Genomic DNA, 15,845 nt, shown 5'->3' on the forward strand with positions numbered 1-15,845 from the left:
ACGACAATATTTGGGAAGGGTTGAACACTGATGCGGAATTTTGAAGCTCCTGGCCGTTCATTGGCTGTCGCGCGAAACGGCATGGCGGCGACATCTCATCCGGCTTCAACCCTTGTCGCGGTGGATGTGTTACGGGCAGGCGGCAACGCGATGGACGCGGCTATTGCGGCCTGCGCGGTCCAATGCGTTGTGGAAGCAGGATCGACCGGCATCGGAGGCGATTGCTTCGTGTTGTGGTCGCGCGGTGGCTCAACCGACATCGTGGCCTACAACGGCTCCGGCAAAACTCCGGCTGCCGCGACGCTCGACTGGTACCGCAACAAGGGCATCACGACGATCGATCGGCAGACGCCCCATGCCGTCACCGTGCCGGGGGCGGTTGAAGCCTGGTGCCGTCTCAACAAGGATCATGGCCGCATGCCGATGGCGGAGGTGCTGGCCCCCGCGATCGAATTGGCGCGCGGTGGTTATCCCATTACGCCGCGTGTCTCCTCGGACATTGCTAATCAGCTTGATCTTCTGAAGGCGGATCCATCGTCGCGGAGGACTTTCCTGACTGGAGATCAAGCGCCGCCTGTCGGCCACATCCAGTATCAGCGTGAGCTCGCGGCAACGATGGAACTGATCGGCCGCGAAGGCCCTGATGCGTTCTATCGTGGCGATGTCGCCGACGATATGGTGAGCTATCTGCAGAGCATCGGCGGATTGCACACGAAGCAGGACTTTGCAGAAGCCAAGGGCGAATACGTCACCCCCATCAAGACGAATTTTCGCGGACGTACCGTTTACGAGTGCCCGCCGAATGGCCAGGGCATCATCGCGCTGATGATCCTGAACATCCTGTCGCGCTTCAAGGTGAAGCCAGATCCGCTCAATGCGGACAATCTCCACATCGAGATCGAGGCGACGCGGCTTGCCTATGCAGCGCGCGATGCGTTCGTCGCGGATATGGCGATATCGCACGTGCCCGTTGACTATCTTCTCTCGGACAAGCTCGCCGATGAACTCGCCGCAAAGATCGATCTGTCCAAGGCGATTCAGCCGATGCCGGCGTTTGAGGCAGCCGAACACAAGGATACGGTCTACATCTCCGTCGTCGACAAGGATCGTAACGTCGTCAGCTTCATCAACTCGCTGTTCCATCCGTACGGCACCGGACTGATGGCTCCGAAGTCAGGCGTGCTGTTCCACAATCGCGGCATCAGCTTCGTTGTTGAAGAGGGCCATCCGAATGCGATTGGGCCGCGGAAGCGCCCGATGCATACGATTATCCCGGGGATGGTGGTCGAAGGTGACAAGGTCTGCATGTCGTTTGGCGTTATGGGCGGACACTATCAGGCCATGGGCCACGCGCACTTCCTATCGAAGGTGTTCGACCATGGTCTCGATCTTCAGAGCGCGATTGATCAGCCGCGCCTGTTTCCCTTGCCGGGAACGGCCAATGTGGAAATGGAGAAGATCCTGCTCGATTCAGTCGGGCCCGAACTTGCGCGTCGCGGCTTCCATGTCCAGCCGCCACGGTGGCCGATCGGCGGCGCGCAAGCGATCTGGATCGACTGGGACAATGGCACGCTTTTCGGCGGCTCGGATCACCGCAAGGACGGTTGCGCGCTCGGGTTCTGAACGGATAAGGATGATGGGCTTGAATTGGCAAGCCTGAGAACATTGATGAGCAAACCGGCGATCGTCAAAAAGCAGTCGCGCCAATCGGTGCGGCATACGACTTATGACCGTCTCAAGGACATGATCCTGACGGGGCGGCTGCGCCCGTCGGAACGATTGTCGGAAAGCCGACTTGCCGAACGCATCGGTGTCAGCCGCACGCCGCTGCGCGAAGCCCTGATGAAGCTCGAGGAAGAGGGGCTTGTCATCGGGCAAAGGAACGTCGGTTACACCGTCGTCGACCTCAACGTTGAAGCCGTTTGCGATCTTCTTGTCGTGCGCGAAGCGCTCGATGCGTGTGCGGCTGAACTCGCCTGCAAGACCGCAACGGACCAAGATCTCGACGTGATCCGCGACATTGTCGCGCAGATGGCGGAGCTTCATAAGAGCAAGAAAACCACACCCGCCGATGTCGCACGTGATCTCGAACTCGGAATTCGAATCCATAAGGTGATCGTGGAATCGACGCGCAATATTGCGCTCATCAAGATGTCCGAGCAGGTTTATCAGCAGCTTCAGCTCGCGCTGTGGCTCGAAGTGCTGTGGGTCGATATCGAGGACACCGGCCTCGACGAACACCGCGCTATTGCAGATGCGATTTGCGCGCGCGACGGTGCGGCAGCGGCCAAGGCAGCACGTCGCCACGTGCGCAGCTCGCTGCAAAACATGACCAAGGTGCAGGAAGTTTACCGCTATCGCCGCATGGCTGTTGATGGTGAGGCGGCAACCGCCGTGGTTGCTGCTGCACGCCCCCGGCGTGCAAGGAACGGTGCGAAAACAGTTTAACTAAACAGGAAGCGCGGGCCGATCGATCACCTGCCGCAGCGCGAAGCTCGACTGGATGCGAAAGACGTGAGGCAGACGGGACAGCTGGCTCTTGTGGATGTGTTCGTAGTCTTCGATATCGCGAGCCGCGACGGTGACGAGATAGTCGTCAGGGCCTGACATCAGAAAGCAGCGCACCACGGACGGGCATCGCTCGATGGCCTGCTCAAAACTGCGGAGCACGTCTTCGCTCTGGCTGTCGAGTGTGATGCGGACGATAACGTGGACGCCCAGACCAAGAGCCTTGTCACCGAGAATAGCCTGATAGCCGGTGATTACGCCTTCTTGTTCGAGCGCCTTTTGGCGGCGCGCGCAGGCGGTGGGAGACAGGCCTATCTTTTGTGAAAGTTCGACGTGACTCGCGCGTCCGTCCTTCACCAACTCCTTCAGGAGGGCGACGGAAAATCGATCAAGTTCACTCATGTTAGTTTCGATCTTGAATTTGCAGATCTGCGCCCGAAACGGGCGTATGTAATCCAGTGTTCATCATTATAGCCCGAAAAGCGCGCGGACGTCGCGGTAAAATTGCGTCATCAAATCGGAGATGACTGCAATGCTGATCGGCGTTCCCAAAGAAATCAAAGTCCATGAATACCGTGTCGGCCTGACGCCGGAGGCGGTCCGTGAATACACCGCAGCGGGTCACTCGGTGCTGGTGCAGAGCGGTGCAGGGGCCGGTATCGGCGCCACTGATGCTGCCTATGAAACCGCCGGCGCAACGATCGCGCCATCCGCGACGGACGTGTTCGCGAAAGCGCGAATGATCGTGAAGGTGAAGGAGCCTCAGCCTTCAGAGTGGAAGCAGCTGCGCAAGGACCAGATCCTTTTCACCTATCTTCATCTGGCTCCCGATCCTGATCAGGCGCGCGGGCTGGTTGAATCCGGCGTGACAGCCGTTGCCTATGAAACAGTGACCGACAAGGCCGGCGGTCTTCCGCTACTGGCGCCGATGAGCGAAGTTGCGGGACGGCTCGCCATCGAAGCCGCGGGGCAGTCGCTGCAGCGTCACGTTGGTGGCCGTGGCCTTTTGCTGGGTGGTGTTCCGGGCGTTTTGCCGGCGCGCGTGGCTGTGATCGGAGGTGGTGTCGTCGGCACCCATGCAGCGCGAATGGCCGCAGGTCTTGGCGCCGATGTCGTGGTTCTCGACAAGTCGTTGCCTCGTCTGCGTGAACTGGATGAATTGTTTAAGGGCGGCGTACGCACACGATTTTCAACGCTGCAAGCGATCGAGGACGAGGTCGTCGCCGCGGATGTTGTGATCGGCGCAGTGCTTGTTCCCGGTGCAAGCGCACCGCGGCTTGTCTCACGCGCGATGCTGGGCGGGATGAAGCGTGGTGCAGTTCTGGTGGATGTGGCCATTGACCAGGGCGGCTGCTTCGAGACATCCCATGCGACGACCCACGCGGAGCCGACTTACGAAATCGACGGCGTCATTCACTACTGCGTTGCGAATATGCCGGGTGCGGTTCCGTTGACCTCAAGCTATGCGCTCAATAACGCGACCTTACCGTTTGGGCTGGCGCTCGCAGCGGGTGGGATCGATGCGGTCATGTCCAATCCGCATCTTGCGGCGGGATTGAATGTTCACCGCGGCGTCATCACCAACCAAGCTGTCGCGGAAAGTCTGGGTGTGTCGTTCGTGGCGCCTCAAACCGCGCTCGCGGCCTAAGCTGAAAATAATTTCGAGATGAATGTCGGTGTTCCGATGCTGCTTCTTTGATCAGCGCGTGCCGTCGTTTTGCTCTCAGCCCGCAGGGTCTTTGGCCTTGCGGGCTTTTTTCATGTTCCGCTGCCTTGAAGATGGTCACCCATGCTGAAACAGCAGAGGGTCGGGGCCTCTATCTCGCTGATGCAAAAAGGTTTTCAGGGTTGACAGGAAACTGGCTACGATTTTGTATACAATCTAGGATTCAAATTGCGGTGATGGTTGCTTGATGCCAATATGTCGGTATCAACCGCCACGTAAAAAATAAGGCGGAGCGAGGGAGTTGAGTTGCTGATGCCCACACAGGCTGCCGCTGCGGTGGAAGAACCGCTTACTCATCACGGCGCCGATGGTCAGGCCATCGTCGTCAATCAATTGTCGAAGCGCTTCCGTGTTGATGACGGTGTCGTCACCGCGCTCGACAAGGTCTCTCTCGATGTTCGTCAGGGCGAATTCGTTGCAATCGTCGGCCCCTCGGGCTGCGGCAAATCCACGCTGCTGAAAATTCTCACCGGTCTATTGACGCCGAGCGCGGGTGAAACGCGCATTGGCGGCATCGTCACCACGGGACCGCGCCGCGACATCGGAACGGTGTTTCAGGCACCGTTGCTGTTTGCATGGCGCACGGTGATCGAGAACGTCATGCTGCCCGCCGATGTGCAGAAGCTCGACCGTGAGCGCTCTCTGCAGCGGGCGCATTCGCTGCTCGATCTCGTCGGCCTGACGGACTTCAAGCGCCGTTATCCGAACGAACTGTCGGGCGGCATGCAGCAGCGTGTCTCCATTGCGCGGGCACTGCTGCATGATCCGGCGATCTTGCTCATGGATGAACCGTTCGGTGCACTCGACGCTATGACGCGCGAGCGCATGAATCTCGAGCTTCAGCGGCTCTGGCTCGAGAGCAACAAGAGCATTCTGTTCATCACGCACTCGATTCCTGAAGCGGTCTTCATGGCGAACCGCGTCGTGGTGATGACGCCGCGTCCCGGACGCGTCGCTGAAATCATGGACATCGATCTGCCTGCAGGGCGAGGCCTGGAAATCATGAACTCCCCTGAATTCGGTGCCTATGTCAGCCGCATCCGGGCGCACTTTGGCTCAAGCGGAGTGATCGACTGATGAACAGCGACAGCCCGATCCGTCCGACATTTCTCCATCGTGCCATCAGCATTGCGCTGTTCTTTGCCCTGCTCGGATTGTGGGAACTCACGGTCCGCTACTTCAACGTTCCAGCCTTCGTGATCCCGAAACCTTCATCCGTTATGGTTGCGCTCTATAACGGCCTCGCCAGCGGGCTCTATCTTTGGCACATGGGCATTACGCTCGCTGAAGTCCTTGCGGGATTTGCCATCGGATCAGGGATCGGCTTCCTGCTCGGTGTCGGCATCGCGACCAATCGCTACGTCGAATACTTCGTCTACCCTTACGCGATCGTCCTGCAGTCGTTGCCCAAGGTCGCGCTCGCGCCGCTCATCGTGTTGTGGTTCGGCCTCGGCATCACGTCGAAGGTGATTGCGGCGGCGTTGATCTGCTTCTTCGCGGTGATGGTGAACACGATCGCGGGCCTGCGCTCGGTCGATCAGGATCGCGTGGATCTCGTGCGTTCTCTGGATGGATCGAATTTCCAGGTATTCTGGATGCTGCGCCTGCCAGCTGCGCTGCCGTTCATTATGGCAGGTTTGGAAATCGCGCTGACCTTCGCCTTGATCGGCGCGGTAGTCGCGGAATTCATCGGCGCGGAAAACGGCCTCGGCATGCTCGTTCAGAGCATGAATTTCTCGATGGATGTCGCAGGGTCGTTCTCGGTGCTCGTGGTGCTCGCCGTTGTCGGTCTCGTGCTCAACTACCTCGTTTCGCAGCTTCGCAAGCGATTGATCTATTGGGAGCGGCGGCCAGACACGACCGCGCCTGAACCCGAAGATGTGGACGCTGCTCACAACGTTGTTCAGACACCGTCCCGAGTAACATCCTGAATAAAGAACGCCGTATCATCCCGAAGGAGTCCCTGATGTATTCACGAATGATGTTGGCGCTTGCTGCCAGTCTCGCCGTTGCTGTTTCAGCAGGTCCCGCCAGCGCAGCGAACAAGCTCCGGTTTGGCTGGTGCTCGAATACATACAGTGTGGCGATTGCCCAGCTTGCGGTTGCCCAGAAGAAAGGCTGGTTCAAGGAGAACAATATCGACTTCGATCTGTTCACCTTTGGCGGATCGAACGATTGCTTGCGTAATCTGGCGACCGGTGAGCTCGATGTCGCGCTGGCCTCCCCGGAGCCGCTGGGAATCCTCGCATTGCAGGGCGTCAAGGCGAAGGTGTTTTACTCCACCTTTCGCCGTAACGTTTTCGGCCTGGCAGTCGCTGCTGACAGCAATTTCAAGACCTACGCTGATCTGAAGGGGCAGTCGATCGGCGTCACCTCTATGTCGTCCGTCGGGGTGACAGTCGCTCGCGCACTGGCAGCCAATGCAGGCCTTAATCCGCAGACTGATATCAGGATCGTGGTGACGGGAGAGCCAGCGCAGACGGCGACGCTCATGCGCCGCGGCGATGTGAAAATACTGAGCCTGTTTGATACCTACTACACCCAGGTTGAACGCGCAGGCATCAAGTTGCGCCGTATTCAGGATCCAGAGATAAAGGCTTTCCCGAGCAATGCCATGGTCGCGATGGACAGCACGATCGAGAAGCGCCGGACCGATCTTGTGAATTTCGCGCGTGCAGTTGCGATGGGCACAGCTTACTGCATCGCTCATCCGCGCGAGGCAATCAAGATCACCTATGAGATGTATCCGCGCCTCAAGCCCTCCGATGGAAATATCGAAGAGGCGATCACCAAGGACGAGCCCATCCTCAACGATCGTATCGAGTCATGGCGGCTCGACAACCCGAAGACGGAGCAATGGGGCTCAGTCGACGTCGGCGCCTTCCAATCCTATTTCGACTGGCTTCAGAAAAATGAACTGCTGAAGGGCAAGGTCGACGCGGCTCAGGTGACGACAAACGATCTGATCGCGGACATCAACAACTTCGACAAGAAGCTTATCGAAGCGGAATAAGCGGGAGCACCCGCTCCCTGATCGGACGCCCGGCTGTGCTGCAGGGCGTCCCGTCCATTGAGACTTCCCCGCTGCCGATCGCCGTAAAGCGAGCCGCGCGGGCGGTGTGCTCCTGCAGGCCTGCCCTTCATCGACAAATCTGGTGGAGCGGATTTGACATTCGCTACCGGTCACGCAGCAGGTTCGTTCGGCGAATGTCAAATCCTGAGCTCCACCAGGAGTTTATATTTGCTAGTGGTTCTTTAATTCTAACATTTGCAAGCGCACCCGCGAGACAGGATGCAAATGTTAGAATTGAACCACTAGGGAAAATTACTTACACCGATGCTTCGTAATCAACGGAGCATTGCTGTGACGGAACGTCCAAAGCCGGAGACCCGCGCGTCTTTTCCGCATTTTCGTATGATCACGACGCGCTGGATGGACAATGACGTCTATCGCCACATCAACAATGTTACCTACTACTCGTTCTTCGATACGGCGGTTTGCCAGTATCTGATCGAGTCAGGCTATCTCGATATCGATAAGAGCCCCGTGATCGGTCTGGTGGTGGAAACCACGTGCCGTTACTTCCAGTCGATAGCTTTCCCTTCCACTATCCATGCGGGTGTGCGCGTGGGCCACGAGGGCAACAGCAGCATTCGATATGAGATCGGGTTGTTCAAGGACGAAGAGGATGTGGCGTCGGCTCAAGGCCACTTCGTGCACGTTTATGTCGATCGCATGACCAACAAACCCGTGCCGTTGCCAGAGGCGCTCAAGGCCGCGATCGCGCCGCTGAAACTGCAAAAGGTATGAGGCGCGATGCCGCGCAAGCGATGCGCCTGCGCGGCATCGTTGCAGAAAGCAGGGCTGCCATCGTTTTGGGGGACGCTGGAAGGATTGCCGCGGGCGAATATCGGCCTATAAATCACAGTCCATCGGTTCATTTTGACCGAAGAATTTCACGCGCCGGCTCTGGGAAGATCGTCCGTTTCAAGCTGCGGAAGACGCTCGCTGCTCCGGTCAACAAGGCATCATCAGAATGGCTTCAAAACTGACACTCAAGGATTCGACATTGTTGCGTGACGCCTGCTTCGTGGGCGGCGAATGGGTTGCGGCCGATGGCGGCGGCTCCATTAAGGTCGACAATCCGGCAACGGGTGAGATCGTCGGCTCGGTGCCGAACATGGGCGCGGCCGAGACCAAGCGGGCGATTGAGCTGGCCAATGCCGCGTTGCCGGCCTGGCGTGCCAAGACTGCGAAGGAACGCTCAGTTATCCTGCGTAAGTGGTTCGACCTGATGATGGCCAATCAGGATGATCTTGCGGCCATCATGACCGCGGAGCAGGGCAAGCCGCTGGCGGAGAGCAAGGGCGAAATCGCCTATGCCGCAAGCTTCATCGAGTGGTTTGCCGAGGAAGGTAAGCGCGTCTATGGCGACACCATTCCGCCGTTCACCGCCGACCGCCGCATCGTGGTGCTGAAGCAACCGATCGGCGTCTGCGCCGCGATCACGCCGTGGAATTTCCCCGCTGCTATGATCACCCGCAAGGCGGGCCCGGCGCTTGCCGCCGGTTGCACCATGGTGGTGAAGCCCGCGAGCCAGACACCGCTGTCGGCGCTGGCACTGGCTGTGCTGGCAGAGCGTGCTGGGGTGCCGAAGGGCGTGCTCTCGGTGGTGACGGGCTCTGCAACCGCGATCGGCGGCGAGATGACCTCAAACCCGATCATCCGCAAGGTGACGTTCACCGGTTCGACTGAAATCGGCAAGAAGCTGATGGAGCAGTCGGCCTCGACCGTGAAACGGACCTCGATGGAGCTCGGCGGCAATGCGCCGTTCATCGTGTTCGACGATGCCGATATTGAAGCCGCGGTGAAGGGCGCGATGGCGTCGAAGTACCGCAACGCTGGTCAGACCTGCGTCTGCGCCAACCGTCTCCTTGCCCAAGAAGGTATCTATGACAAGTTTGTCAAGGCGCTATCGCAGGCGGTGAGCGAGCTGAAAGTTGGCGACGGTTTCGAGACCGGCGTCACCATCGGCCCGCTGATCAACATGGCGGCGGTGGAGAAGGTGGAAGAGCACATCGCGGACGCCACTGCCAAGGGTGCCAAGATCGCCGTTGGCGGCAAGCGCCACGCGCTCGGCCACTCGTTCTATCAACCGACCGTGCTGACCGACACCACGCCGGACATGCTGATCTTCCGCGAGGAGACGTTCGGTCCTGTCGCGCCGGTCTTCAAGTTCAAGACCGAGGAAGACGCTATCCGTCTTGCCAACGACACTGAGTTTGGTCTCGCTGCCTACTTTTATGGCCGCGACATCGGCCGGGTGTGGCGTGTGGCCGAAGCGCTCGAATATGGCATCGTCGGCATCAACGAGGGCATCATCTCGACTGAGGTCGCACCATTCGGTGGCGTAAAGGAGAGCGGCAACGGCCGCGAAGGCTCCAAGTACGGCATCGAGGATTACCTCGAGATCAAGTACCTCTGCATGGGTGGGATCTGAGCCCGCCACGCGCTAGCCTTTAACAAGAGATCAGGATGATGCGCTCAGGCGCATCATCCTTTTTTTGTGGCTGGGATCTGCTCAGGTCCCGCTGCTCCACTTCGCCGCAAGTTTTGAATAGATGTCGGTCGCTTCGCGAATGCGCTGGACCGAACAGTATTCATCCGTCTGGTGAGCTTTGGCTGCTTCGCCCGGCCCGAGGATGATGGTCGGCGGATTTGCGAAGGCCGGCGTCAGTGCCGACGCATCGGTAAAGTACGGAGCGGTTTTCGGCTCAATGCCAACGTCCTCGCCGGTAACCTCGCGAACAACGGCATAGACATCCTTGAACCAAGGTGACGACGGGTCGGTCCAGACCGCGCCAACATCAACCGTCGGCTCCAGCGTGATGTCGTCACCCAACTCCGCTCTCAGGTGTTCCTGAATGCGTGCATGATCGAGTGCGGGAATGCTGCGAATATCGATCCCGATCTCGGTGCGGTCGGGCACCGAGTTCACATTGAGCCCGCCGTGAATGGTGCCGACGTTCAACGTTGGCGCACCGAGATATGGATGCGGCGCGACGTTGAACTGAAATTTTTCGAGCACCAGCAAAGCGCGCGCGGCTTTGTAGGCGGCGTTGACACCGAGATGCGGCATCGACCCGTGGGCGGTCACGCCCTTTAATGTGAGCTTCAGCCACAACGCGCCCTTGTGCCCAACAAGCGGGACGTTCGATGTCGGTTCGGCCACGACGATCGCGCCGGCGCGGCCGAGCTGGCCGCCGCGGGCCAGATGAAACGCGCCTTCGCATCCGATTTCCTCGCCTGCCGTAATGACCAGCACGGCTCCGCTGGTGTCGCGCAGTTGCTCCGCCATGTTCCCGATTGCGGCAACGAACGCAGCGACCGCGCACTTCATGTCGCTGGCACCGCGGCCATACATTTTGCCGTCCACGATCTCGGCGCTGAACGGATCGACGCTCCACGGCGCATTGCCGAGCGGCACGGTATCAACATGACCTGTGAAACAGAGGGGAGGCTTCTCGTTCGCTCCGCCGATCCGAGCGATGAGATTGGCGCGATTGGGTGCGAAGCTATGAATGGATGTCTCAAGCCCCGCGCGCGTCAAAATCTTTTCCAGATGCGTGATGCAGGCCAGTTCATTCCCCGGCGGATTGATGGTGTTGAACGCGATCAGTTCACGCGAGAGTTCGACGGGATCAATGGTCATGAAGGGAGAACCTGCATTGGTTGGAATTTCACTCTGCGGTATTTCTATCCGCGAAGTGAGGCTCAGGCCACTCGTGTGAGAGTTTTGCGGAATTTTGCTGTGCAACGTAAGCGCCGCAGATCTGTTTCGTCGTGCGAAAGAGATTAATTATCAGTCGATTATCCAATGGTCGGCTTGCCAAGGTGCATGCACTTTGTTCATACTGGTTCCCAAGGCGCAGGCACAAAATAAAAATGCGCCACCAACCGGGAGAAGACAAATGCCAATCGGATCGATCCGTACGGCCCTGCGGGCCGGCTTTATTGCGTCAGCATCGCTGCTGCTGCTTTCCGCCGCACAGGCGGCTGACCCCATCAAGATAGGCGTCACCGTCACGCAGTCTCCGCCGGGATCGGTCGTTCAGGGCACACAGGTCAAGGACGGCCTCGAAGTCGCCGCCAAGATCATCAACGACGCTGGCGGCGTAAACGGTCGCCCGATTCAGCTGGTCGTCGAAGACACCCAGGGCTTGCCTGAAAAGGCGCGCGCTGCGGTCGAGAAGCTAATCACGCGTGACAAGGTCGTCGCGATTACAGGCGAGCATCAGAGTTCAGCCGCGCTTGCCGGAATGGAAGTCGCCAAGCGGTACCATATTCCGTACGTCAACACGAACGGCTGGTCGGATACGATCCGCGAGAAGGGCTACGCGGAAGTCTTCAATCCCGGCAACTACAACAATCGCGTCGGTGATGCTGTCGCAACATCGATGAAGGCGCTCGGCGCCAAGCGTGTCGTCGCATTTGTTGAGAATACGGACTACGGCATCGGGCTTGCGAAGGTCATCGGGGCCAAAATCAAGGAGCAGGCGCCGGAGATCGACTACAAGTTCGAGACGCTCGATCGCGCATCGAAGGATTTCCTGCCTGCGATTCTGCCGTTGCGTGCCAATCCGCCGGATGTCGTGATTGATATCATGCTGCCGCCGGCGTCCTATATCATGATGAACCAGGTGTATGAGCAAGGTATCGCGCCGTCGCCTAAAACGTGGTTCTACGACGCTTCCGGTCTCGCCGACTATCCGGACTTCTGGCAGAACGTGAAGGAAGCCGGCAAGGGCCTGCTGGTGTTCGGCCTTTATCATCCGAAGATGAGCCAGCCGCCGCTGGGCAAGCAGGTTGGCGATGCATATACCGCCAAGACCAAGAATGAGCCGAACCGGCTGCTATTCCAGGCTGCGGATTCGCTCTTCGTCATTGCTGACGCCATCAAGCGGGCCAACTCGACCGATGCTGACGCCATGATCAAGGCCTTGGAAGACACCAAGCTGGTCGGTACACGTGGTGAAGTCACCTTCTCGAAGGACGCCGGCTACAAGAACCATCAGTGGCTGCAGGTTCCTTACGTCACCTTCCAGATGACGGACATCAACCAGAAGGTCTCCGACTCGGTGCTGGTTGAGGAGCCGGGCAAGCCGCTCGACCCGTCGAAGCTCTGGAAGCCAACCAAGTAACGATAACTGGCATTTACGATGACTGGAGCACTTGCCGTTGACCTCGCGGTCAACGGCCTCATCACAGGTCTATTCTATGCGTTGATGGCGATCGGTCTGTCGCTGATCTTCGGCATTTTGCGCATCGTGAATTTCGCCCACGGCGAATTCTACATGGTGGGCGCGTATGCCTACACGATTGTGGCCCTGGCCGTCGGCGTGCCGGTCTGGATGTCGCTGCCGATCGCTTTTCTGATCGGCGCGGCGTTCGGCTGGCTGACCGAACGCCTGCTGATGCGTCCGCTCTATGCGGGCTACGCCTCATGGGGGCTGATGCGTGACGAATACGCCGTCATCGTCACGTTCGGTTTGTCCCTGTTCCTGATCAACCTCGTCGACAAGGTGATCGGTCCTTATGCAATGCGCGGCCCGACGCTTGTGGATGTCAGCCGCGTCACCATCGGTCCGATCCTGATCAGCGGTCACCGGCTTGCGGCCGCGGGCATCGCAATCGCTGTGATTGCGACAGTGGCCGCGCTCATCAAATGGTCGTTCTGGGGCAAGCAGATTCGCGCCGTCGCGCAAAACCGCCTTGGCGCATCACTTGCTGGTATCGATACGGCGCGGGCCAGCAGCATCGTCTTCATGCTGTCGGGCGGACTGGCTGCCTTTGCCGGCGCGTTGCTGTCGCCGGTGATCAACGCATCACCCGACGTCGGCGCGTTCCCGGCAATCAAGTCGTACATCATCGTGGTGTTGGGCGGCATGGGCTCCGTGCCCGGCAGCATCATCGCGAGCCTTCTGCTGGGCGTGATCGAAAGCTTTGGCGCGGTGTATTTGTCCTATGACTACCGTGACGCATTTGGCCTCGGACTGCTGATGCTGTTCCTTCTGTTTCGTCCGCAGGGCCTGTTCGGCGAGAAGGGGAGGGAGGTCTGATGTCAGATCAATCTTCCATCAAGCCGTCATCCTCGAAGCTGTCGAATACGAAGACGGAGACAGAATTTCGCGCCGCTCTGGTCGTTCTCGCTGTGGTAGCGCTGATCCCAGTCGTGGTCAGCAATCCTTATTGGCTCGGCGTGTTGGTCGTCTCGATGTACTTCGCGATCCTGGCCGGCGCGTGGAATCTCCTTGCCGGCTACACCGGGCAGTTTTCGCTGGCGCCGGCAACCTTTGCGATGATCGGAGCTTATGCCACAGGTCTTCTGGCAACCTATTTCGGCGTGCCGCCGCTGCTCGGCATCATCGCTGCCATTCTGATTGCGGGTCTGATTGGTCTAGTGCTGGGCCAGATTGTGCTGCGTCTCAAGGGTCCGTATCTCGCGCTTACCACACTGAGTTTCGCGGAAATCCTGCGGCTGATCGCGTCGAACTCGATCAACGTCACCCGCGGCGATCTTGGCCTGAGTGTTCCCGGCCTCTTCAACAGCCGCCTTGGCTGGTACTATCTCTTCCTTGGCGTGCTCGCGGCACTTTTGGTGGGGCTCTACGCGCTGCTGCGCTCCAAGGCCGGGCTCTTCCTGCAGGCGATCCGTGACGATGAGGTTGCTGCCGCGCGCAGCGGTGTCGACGTGGTGTTCTGGAAGACGGCTGCGTTTGCGATCTCGGCGGCGGCATCCGGCTTTGCCGGCGCGCTCTATGCGCACTTCGCGGAACTGGTGACGCCTGAACTGGGGCTGATCGGGCAGACGGGCTTGATCGTCAGCATGACGGTGATCGGCGGCATCGGGACCTTGGTCGGGCCGGTGGTTGGAGCGTTTCTTGTCTATGTCCTGTCCGAGTGGCTGCGTGACATTGGTGGTTATCAGCTCGTGGTCTTCGCGCTTCTGGTGATCATCTTCGCGCGGTTCTTCCGCGACGGTCTGTGGGGAATTGCGAAACTCACGGTGCAGCGCTGGAGGTCAGCATGAGCCTGCTGTCAATTCGGGGCGTTGTGAAGCGCTATGGTGGGCTGATTGCTGTCAACAATGTCAGCTTCGACGTCGAGCAGGGTGAACTTGTGGGTCTGATCGGTCCCAATGGGTCGGGCAAGACGACGCTGCTAAATATTCTGAGTGGTCACGCAGAACCCAATGCAGGCGACATTCTGCTCGACGGGAAAAGCTGTATCGGGCTGAAACCCGAGCAACTGGCCCATCGCGGCGTGATGCGGATGTTCCAGCTCACACGCGTCTTCCGCCGTATGAACGTGGTCGACAATCTGCTGGTGGCCGGTCGTGCGCAGGGACTGGATGCTGTTGCCGCGATGGTGCGTGCCAATGAGCTGATCGACGAATTGCGCCTCGGCGTGGTCCGCCATCTCGATGCGGGGCAGCTGTCCGGCGGCCAGATGAAGCTGCTCGAATTCGGCGTGTGCTTCATGGTGCCGCCCAAGGTGGCGCTGCTCGACGAGCCGTTCGCCGCCGTGCACCCGATCATGAAGGAGATCATGAGCACGTTCATCCGTTCGCGGCATGCCAGCGGGCAAACGTTTATCCTCGTGAGCCACGACATGCCGGTGGTCGTCGAGCTTTGTCCGCGCTCGGTCTGCATGAATGCAGGCGCGGTGATTGCCGATGCATCAACGCGTCACGTGCTGAGCGATGCCCATGTCATCGAAGCTTATCTTGGAGGGCATGCCGCGTGAGCAGTGTTCTCGCTCTTGATAATGTCACCGCCGGCTATGTCGGCGACATCGATGTGTTGCGCTCGCTGAGCTTAAATGTTGAAGCGGGATCCATCACCGGTCTGATCGGGCTGAACGGCGCCGGAAAATCCACCGTGATGAAGGCGATCTGCGGGTTTCTCGCGCCCAAGGCTGGCCACGTCATCTATGAGGGCAACGACATCACGGGTCTTGCACCTCATCATCTGTCCGCGCGCGGCATCTGGTATATTCCGCAGGAATCCAGCCTGTTCCCCTTCATGACGGTGACAGAGAATCTGCGGTTACCGATGGAGGGTCTTGGCCGGGCGACGGGAAGCCCGAACCGTGCGGAAATCGATCGCCGCTTCGAGGAAATGCTCACCAAGTTTCCGGGCCTCAAACCGAAACTCAAGGCACAGGCGGGCGATCTGTCGGGTGGCCAGCAAAAGATGGTCGAGTTCGCCAAGGCCTGGCTGATGCGGCCGCGCCTTTGCCTGATCGATGAGCCGTCGATCGGCCTCTCACCGAAGATCGTCGAAGAAGTCTTCGAATGGATTCGTCTCTTTGCCTCCGAGCAAATGGCGATCCTGCTGGTGGATCACAACGTGCGCCGCGTGATCGCCATGTCGCAGCGAATTTATGTGCTGAGTCTTGGCGAGATCACGGCGTCCGGCGCGCCGGAAGATTTCCAGGGCAACCTCCACGAGCAGGTGAAATCCTGGCTCGGAATTAATTTTTAACGGGTTTGAACGGTTTGCTGTTGGCTGTAGGCTCTGCCGGTTTCAGTGCCGCCGGAGCCGCCTG

The 15,845-nt window shown here is 59.2% G+C and carries 15 protein-coding genes; 13 read left to right on the top strand and 2 right to left on the bottom strand.

Going from position 1 to position 15,845, the window contains the following annotated elements; genetic code table 11:
* The first annotated feature begins 30 nt into the window (after positions 1-30).
* Both ggt and ACZ5C3_RS06700 read left to right on the top strand, forming a co-directional pair.
* Entirely contained in the window at positions 31-1,623 is a 1,593-nt protein-coding gene (ggt, locus tag ACZ5C3_RS06695; protein ID WP_464036262.1) for a gamma-glutamyltransferase, read from the top strand.
* A 45-nt stretch (positions 1,624-1,668) separates the two neighbouring features.
* Complete coding sequence (locus ACZ5C3_RS06700) at positions 1,669-2,448, top strand: GntR family transcriptional regulator (RefSeq protein WP_464036264.1); 780 nt, start codon at positions 1,669-1,671, stop codon at positions 2,446-2,448.
* On the opposite strand, the gene ACZ5C3_RS06705 is transcribed toward ACZ5C3_RS06700, so the two are convergent.
* On the bottom strand, positions 2,449-2,910 hold the full coding sequence (locus ACZ5C3_RS06705) for an Lrp/AsnC family transcriptional regulator (protein ID WP_464036266.1): 462 nt from the start codon (positions 2,908-2,910) through the stop codon (positions 2,449-2,451). It abuts the gene before it with no gap.
* Between the two features lie 130 nt (positions 2,911-3,040).
* Between ACZ5C3_RS06705 and ald the strand changes: the two genes are divergently transcribed.
* The 6 genes from ald (at position 3,041) to gabD (ending at position 9,735) form a co-directional block, all read left to right on the top strand.
* Entirely contained in the window at positions 3,041-4,156 is a 1,116-nt protein-coding gene (gene ald, locus ACZ5C3_RS06710) for an alanine dehydrogenase (protein ID WP_464036268.1), read from the top strand.
* Between the two features lie 330 nt (positions 4,157-4,486).
* On the top strand, positions 4,487-5,311 hold the full coding sequence (locus ACZ5C3_RS06715; RefSeq protein WP_464036270.1) for an ABC transporter ATP-binding protein: 825 nt from the start codon (positions 4,487-4,489) through the stop codon (positions 5,309-5,311).
* Complete coding sequence (locus ACZ5C3_RS06720; RefSeq protein ID WP_464036271.1) at positions 5,311-6,165, top strand: ABC transporter permease; 855 nt, start codon at positions 5,311-5,313, stop codon at positions 6,163-6,165. Before ACZ5C3_RS06715 ends, ACZ5C3_RS06720 begins: the two co-directional genes overlap by 1 nt.
* Positions 6,166-6,200: 35 nt before the next feature.
* Positions 6,201-7,247: an ABC transporter substrate-binding protein gene (locus ACZ5C3_RS06725; RefSeq protein WP_464036273.1), complete on the top strand. Its 1,047-nt coding sequence runs from the start codon at positions 6,201-6,203 to the stop codon at positions 7,245-7,247.
* A gap of 351 nt (positions 7,248-7,598) precedes the next feature.
* Positions 7,599-8,045: an acyl-CoA thioesterase gene (locus tag ACZ5C3_RS06730; protein WP_464036275.1), complete on the top strand. Its 447-nt coding sequence runs from the start codon at positions 7,599-7,601 to the stop codon at positions 8,043-8,045.
* A 226-nt stretch (positions 8,046-8,271) separates the two neighbouring features.
* Positions 8,272-9,735: an NADP-dependent succinate-semialdehyde dehydrogenase gene (gabD, locus tag ACZ5C3_RS06735; RefSeq protein ID WP_464036277.1), complete on the top strand. Its 1,464-nt coding sequence runs from the start codon at positions 8,272-8,274 to the stop codon at positions 9,733-9,735.
* Between the two features lie 81 nt (positions 9,736-9,816).
* Here the strand turns inward: gabD and ACZ5C3_RS06740 are convergent, their stop codons facing one another.
* On the bottom strand, positions 9,817-10,947 hold the full coding sequence (locus ACZ5C3_RS06740) for a M20 family metallopeptidase (protein WP_464036279.1): 1,131 nt from the start codon (positions 10,945-10,947) through the stop codon (positions 9,817-9,819).
* A gap of 259 nt (positions 10,948-11,206) precedes the next feature.
* Here ACZ5C3_RS06740 and ACZ5C3_RS06745 point away from each other — a divergent pair, with 259 nt between their 5' ends.
* From ACZ5C3_RS06745 to ACZ5C3_RS06765, 5 genes are read left to right on the top strand one after another with little or no spacing between them, the layout of a single operon-like run.
* Complete coding sequence (locus ACZ5C3_RS06745; RefSeq protein ID WP_464036281.1) at positions 11,207-12,436, top strand: ABC transporter substrate-binding protein; 1,230 nt, start codon at positions 11,207-11,209, stop codon at positions 12,434-12,436.
* A gap of 18 nt (positions 12,437-12,454) precedes the next feature.
* Positions 12,455-13,354, top strand: coding sequence for a branched-chain amino acid ABC transporter permease (locus ACZ5C3_RS06750; RefSeq protein WP_464036282.1), 900 nt, complete (start codon positions 12,455-12,457; stop codon positions 13,352-13,354).
* A complete protein-coding gene (locus tag ACZ5C3_RS06755; RefSeq protein ID WP_464036284.1) occupies positions 13,354-14,325 on the top strand; it encodes a branched-chain amino acid ABC transporter permease in 972 nt (323 codons plus the stop codon). The genes ACZ5C3_RS06750 and ACZ5C3_RS06755 overlap by 1 nt, the downstream gene beginning before the upstream one ends.
* Positions 14,322-15,041: an ABC transporter ATP-binding protein gene (locus ACZ5C3_RS06760; protein ID WP_464036285.1), complete on the top strand. Its 720-nt coding sequence runs from the start codon at positions 14,322-14,324 to the stop codon at positions 15,039-15,041. Before ACZ5C3_RS06755 ends, ACZ5C3_RS06760 begins: the two co-directional genes overlap by 4 nt.
* On the top strand, positions 15,038-15,781 hold the full coding sequence (locus ACZ5C3_RS06765) for an ABC transporter ATP-binding protein (RefSeq protein WP_464036287.1): 744 nt from the start codon (positions 15,038-15,040) through the stop codon (positions 15,779-15,781). Before ACZ5C3_RS06760 ends, ACZ5C3_RS06765 begins: the two co-directional genes overlap by 4 nt.
* Positions 15,782-15,845: the final 64 nt, after the last annotated feature.

This window comes from Afipia dichlorophenoxyacetatis, from assembly GCF_055386385.1.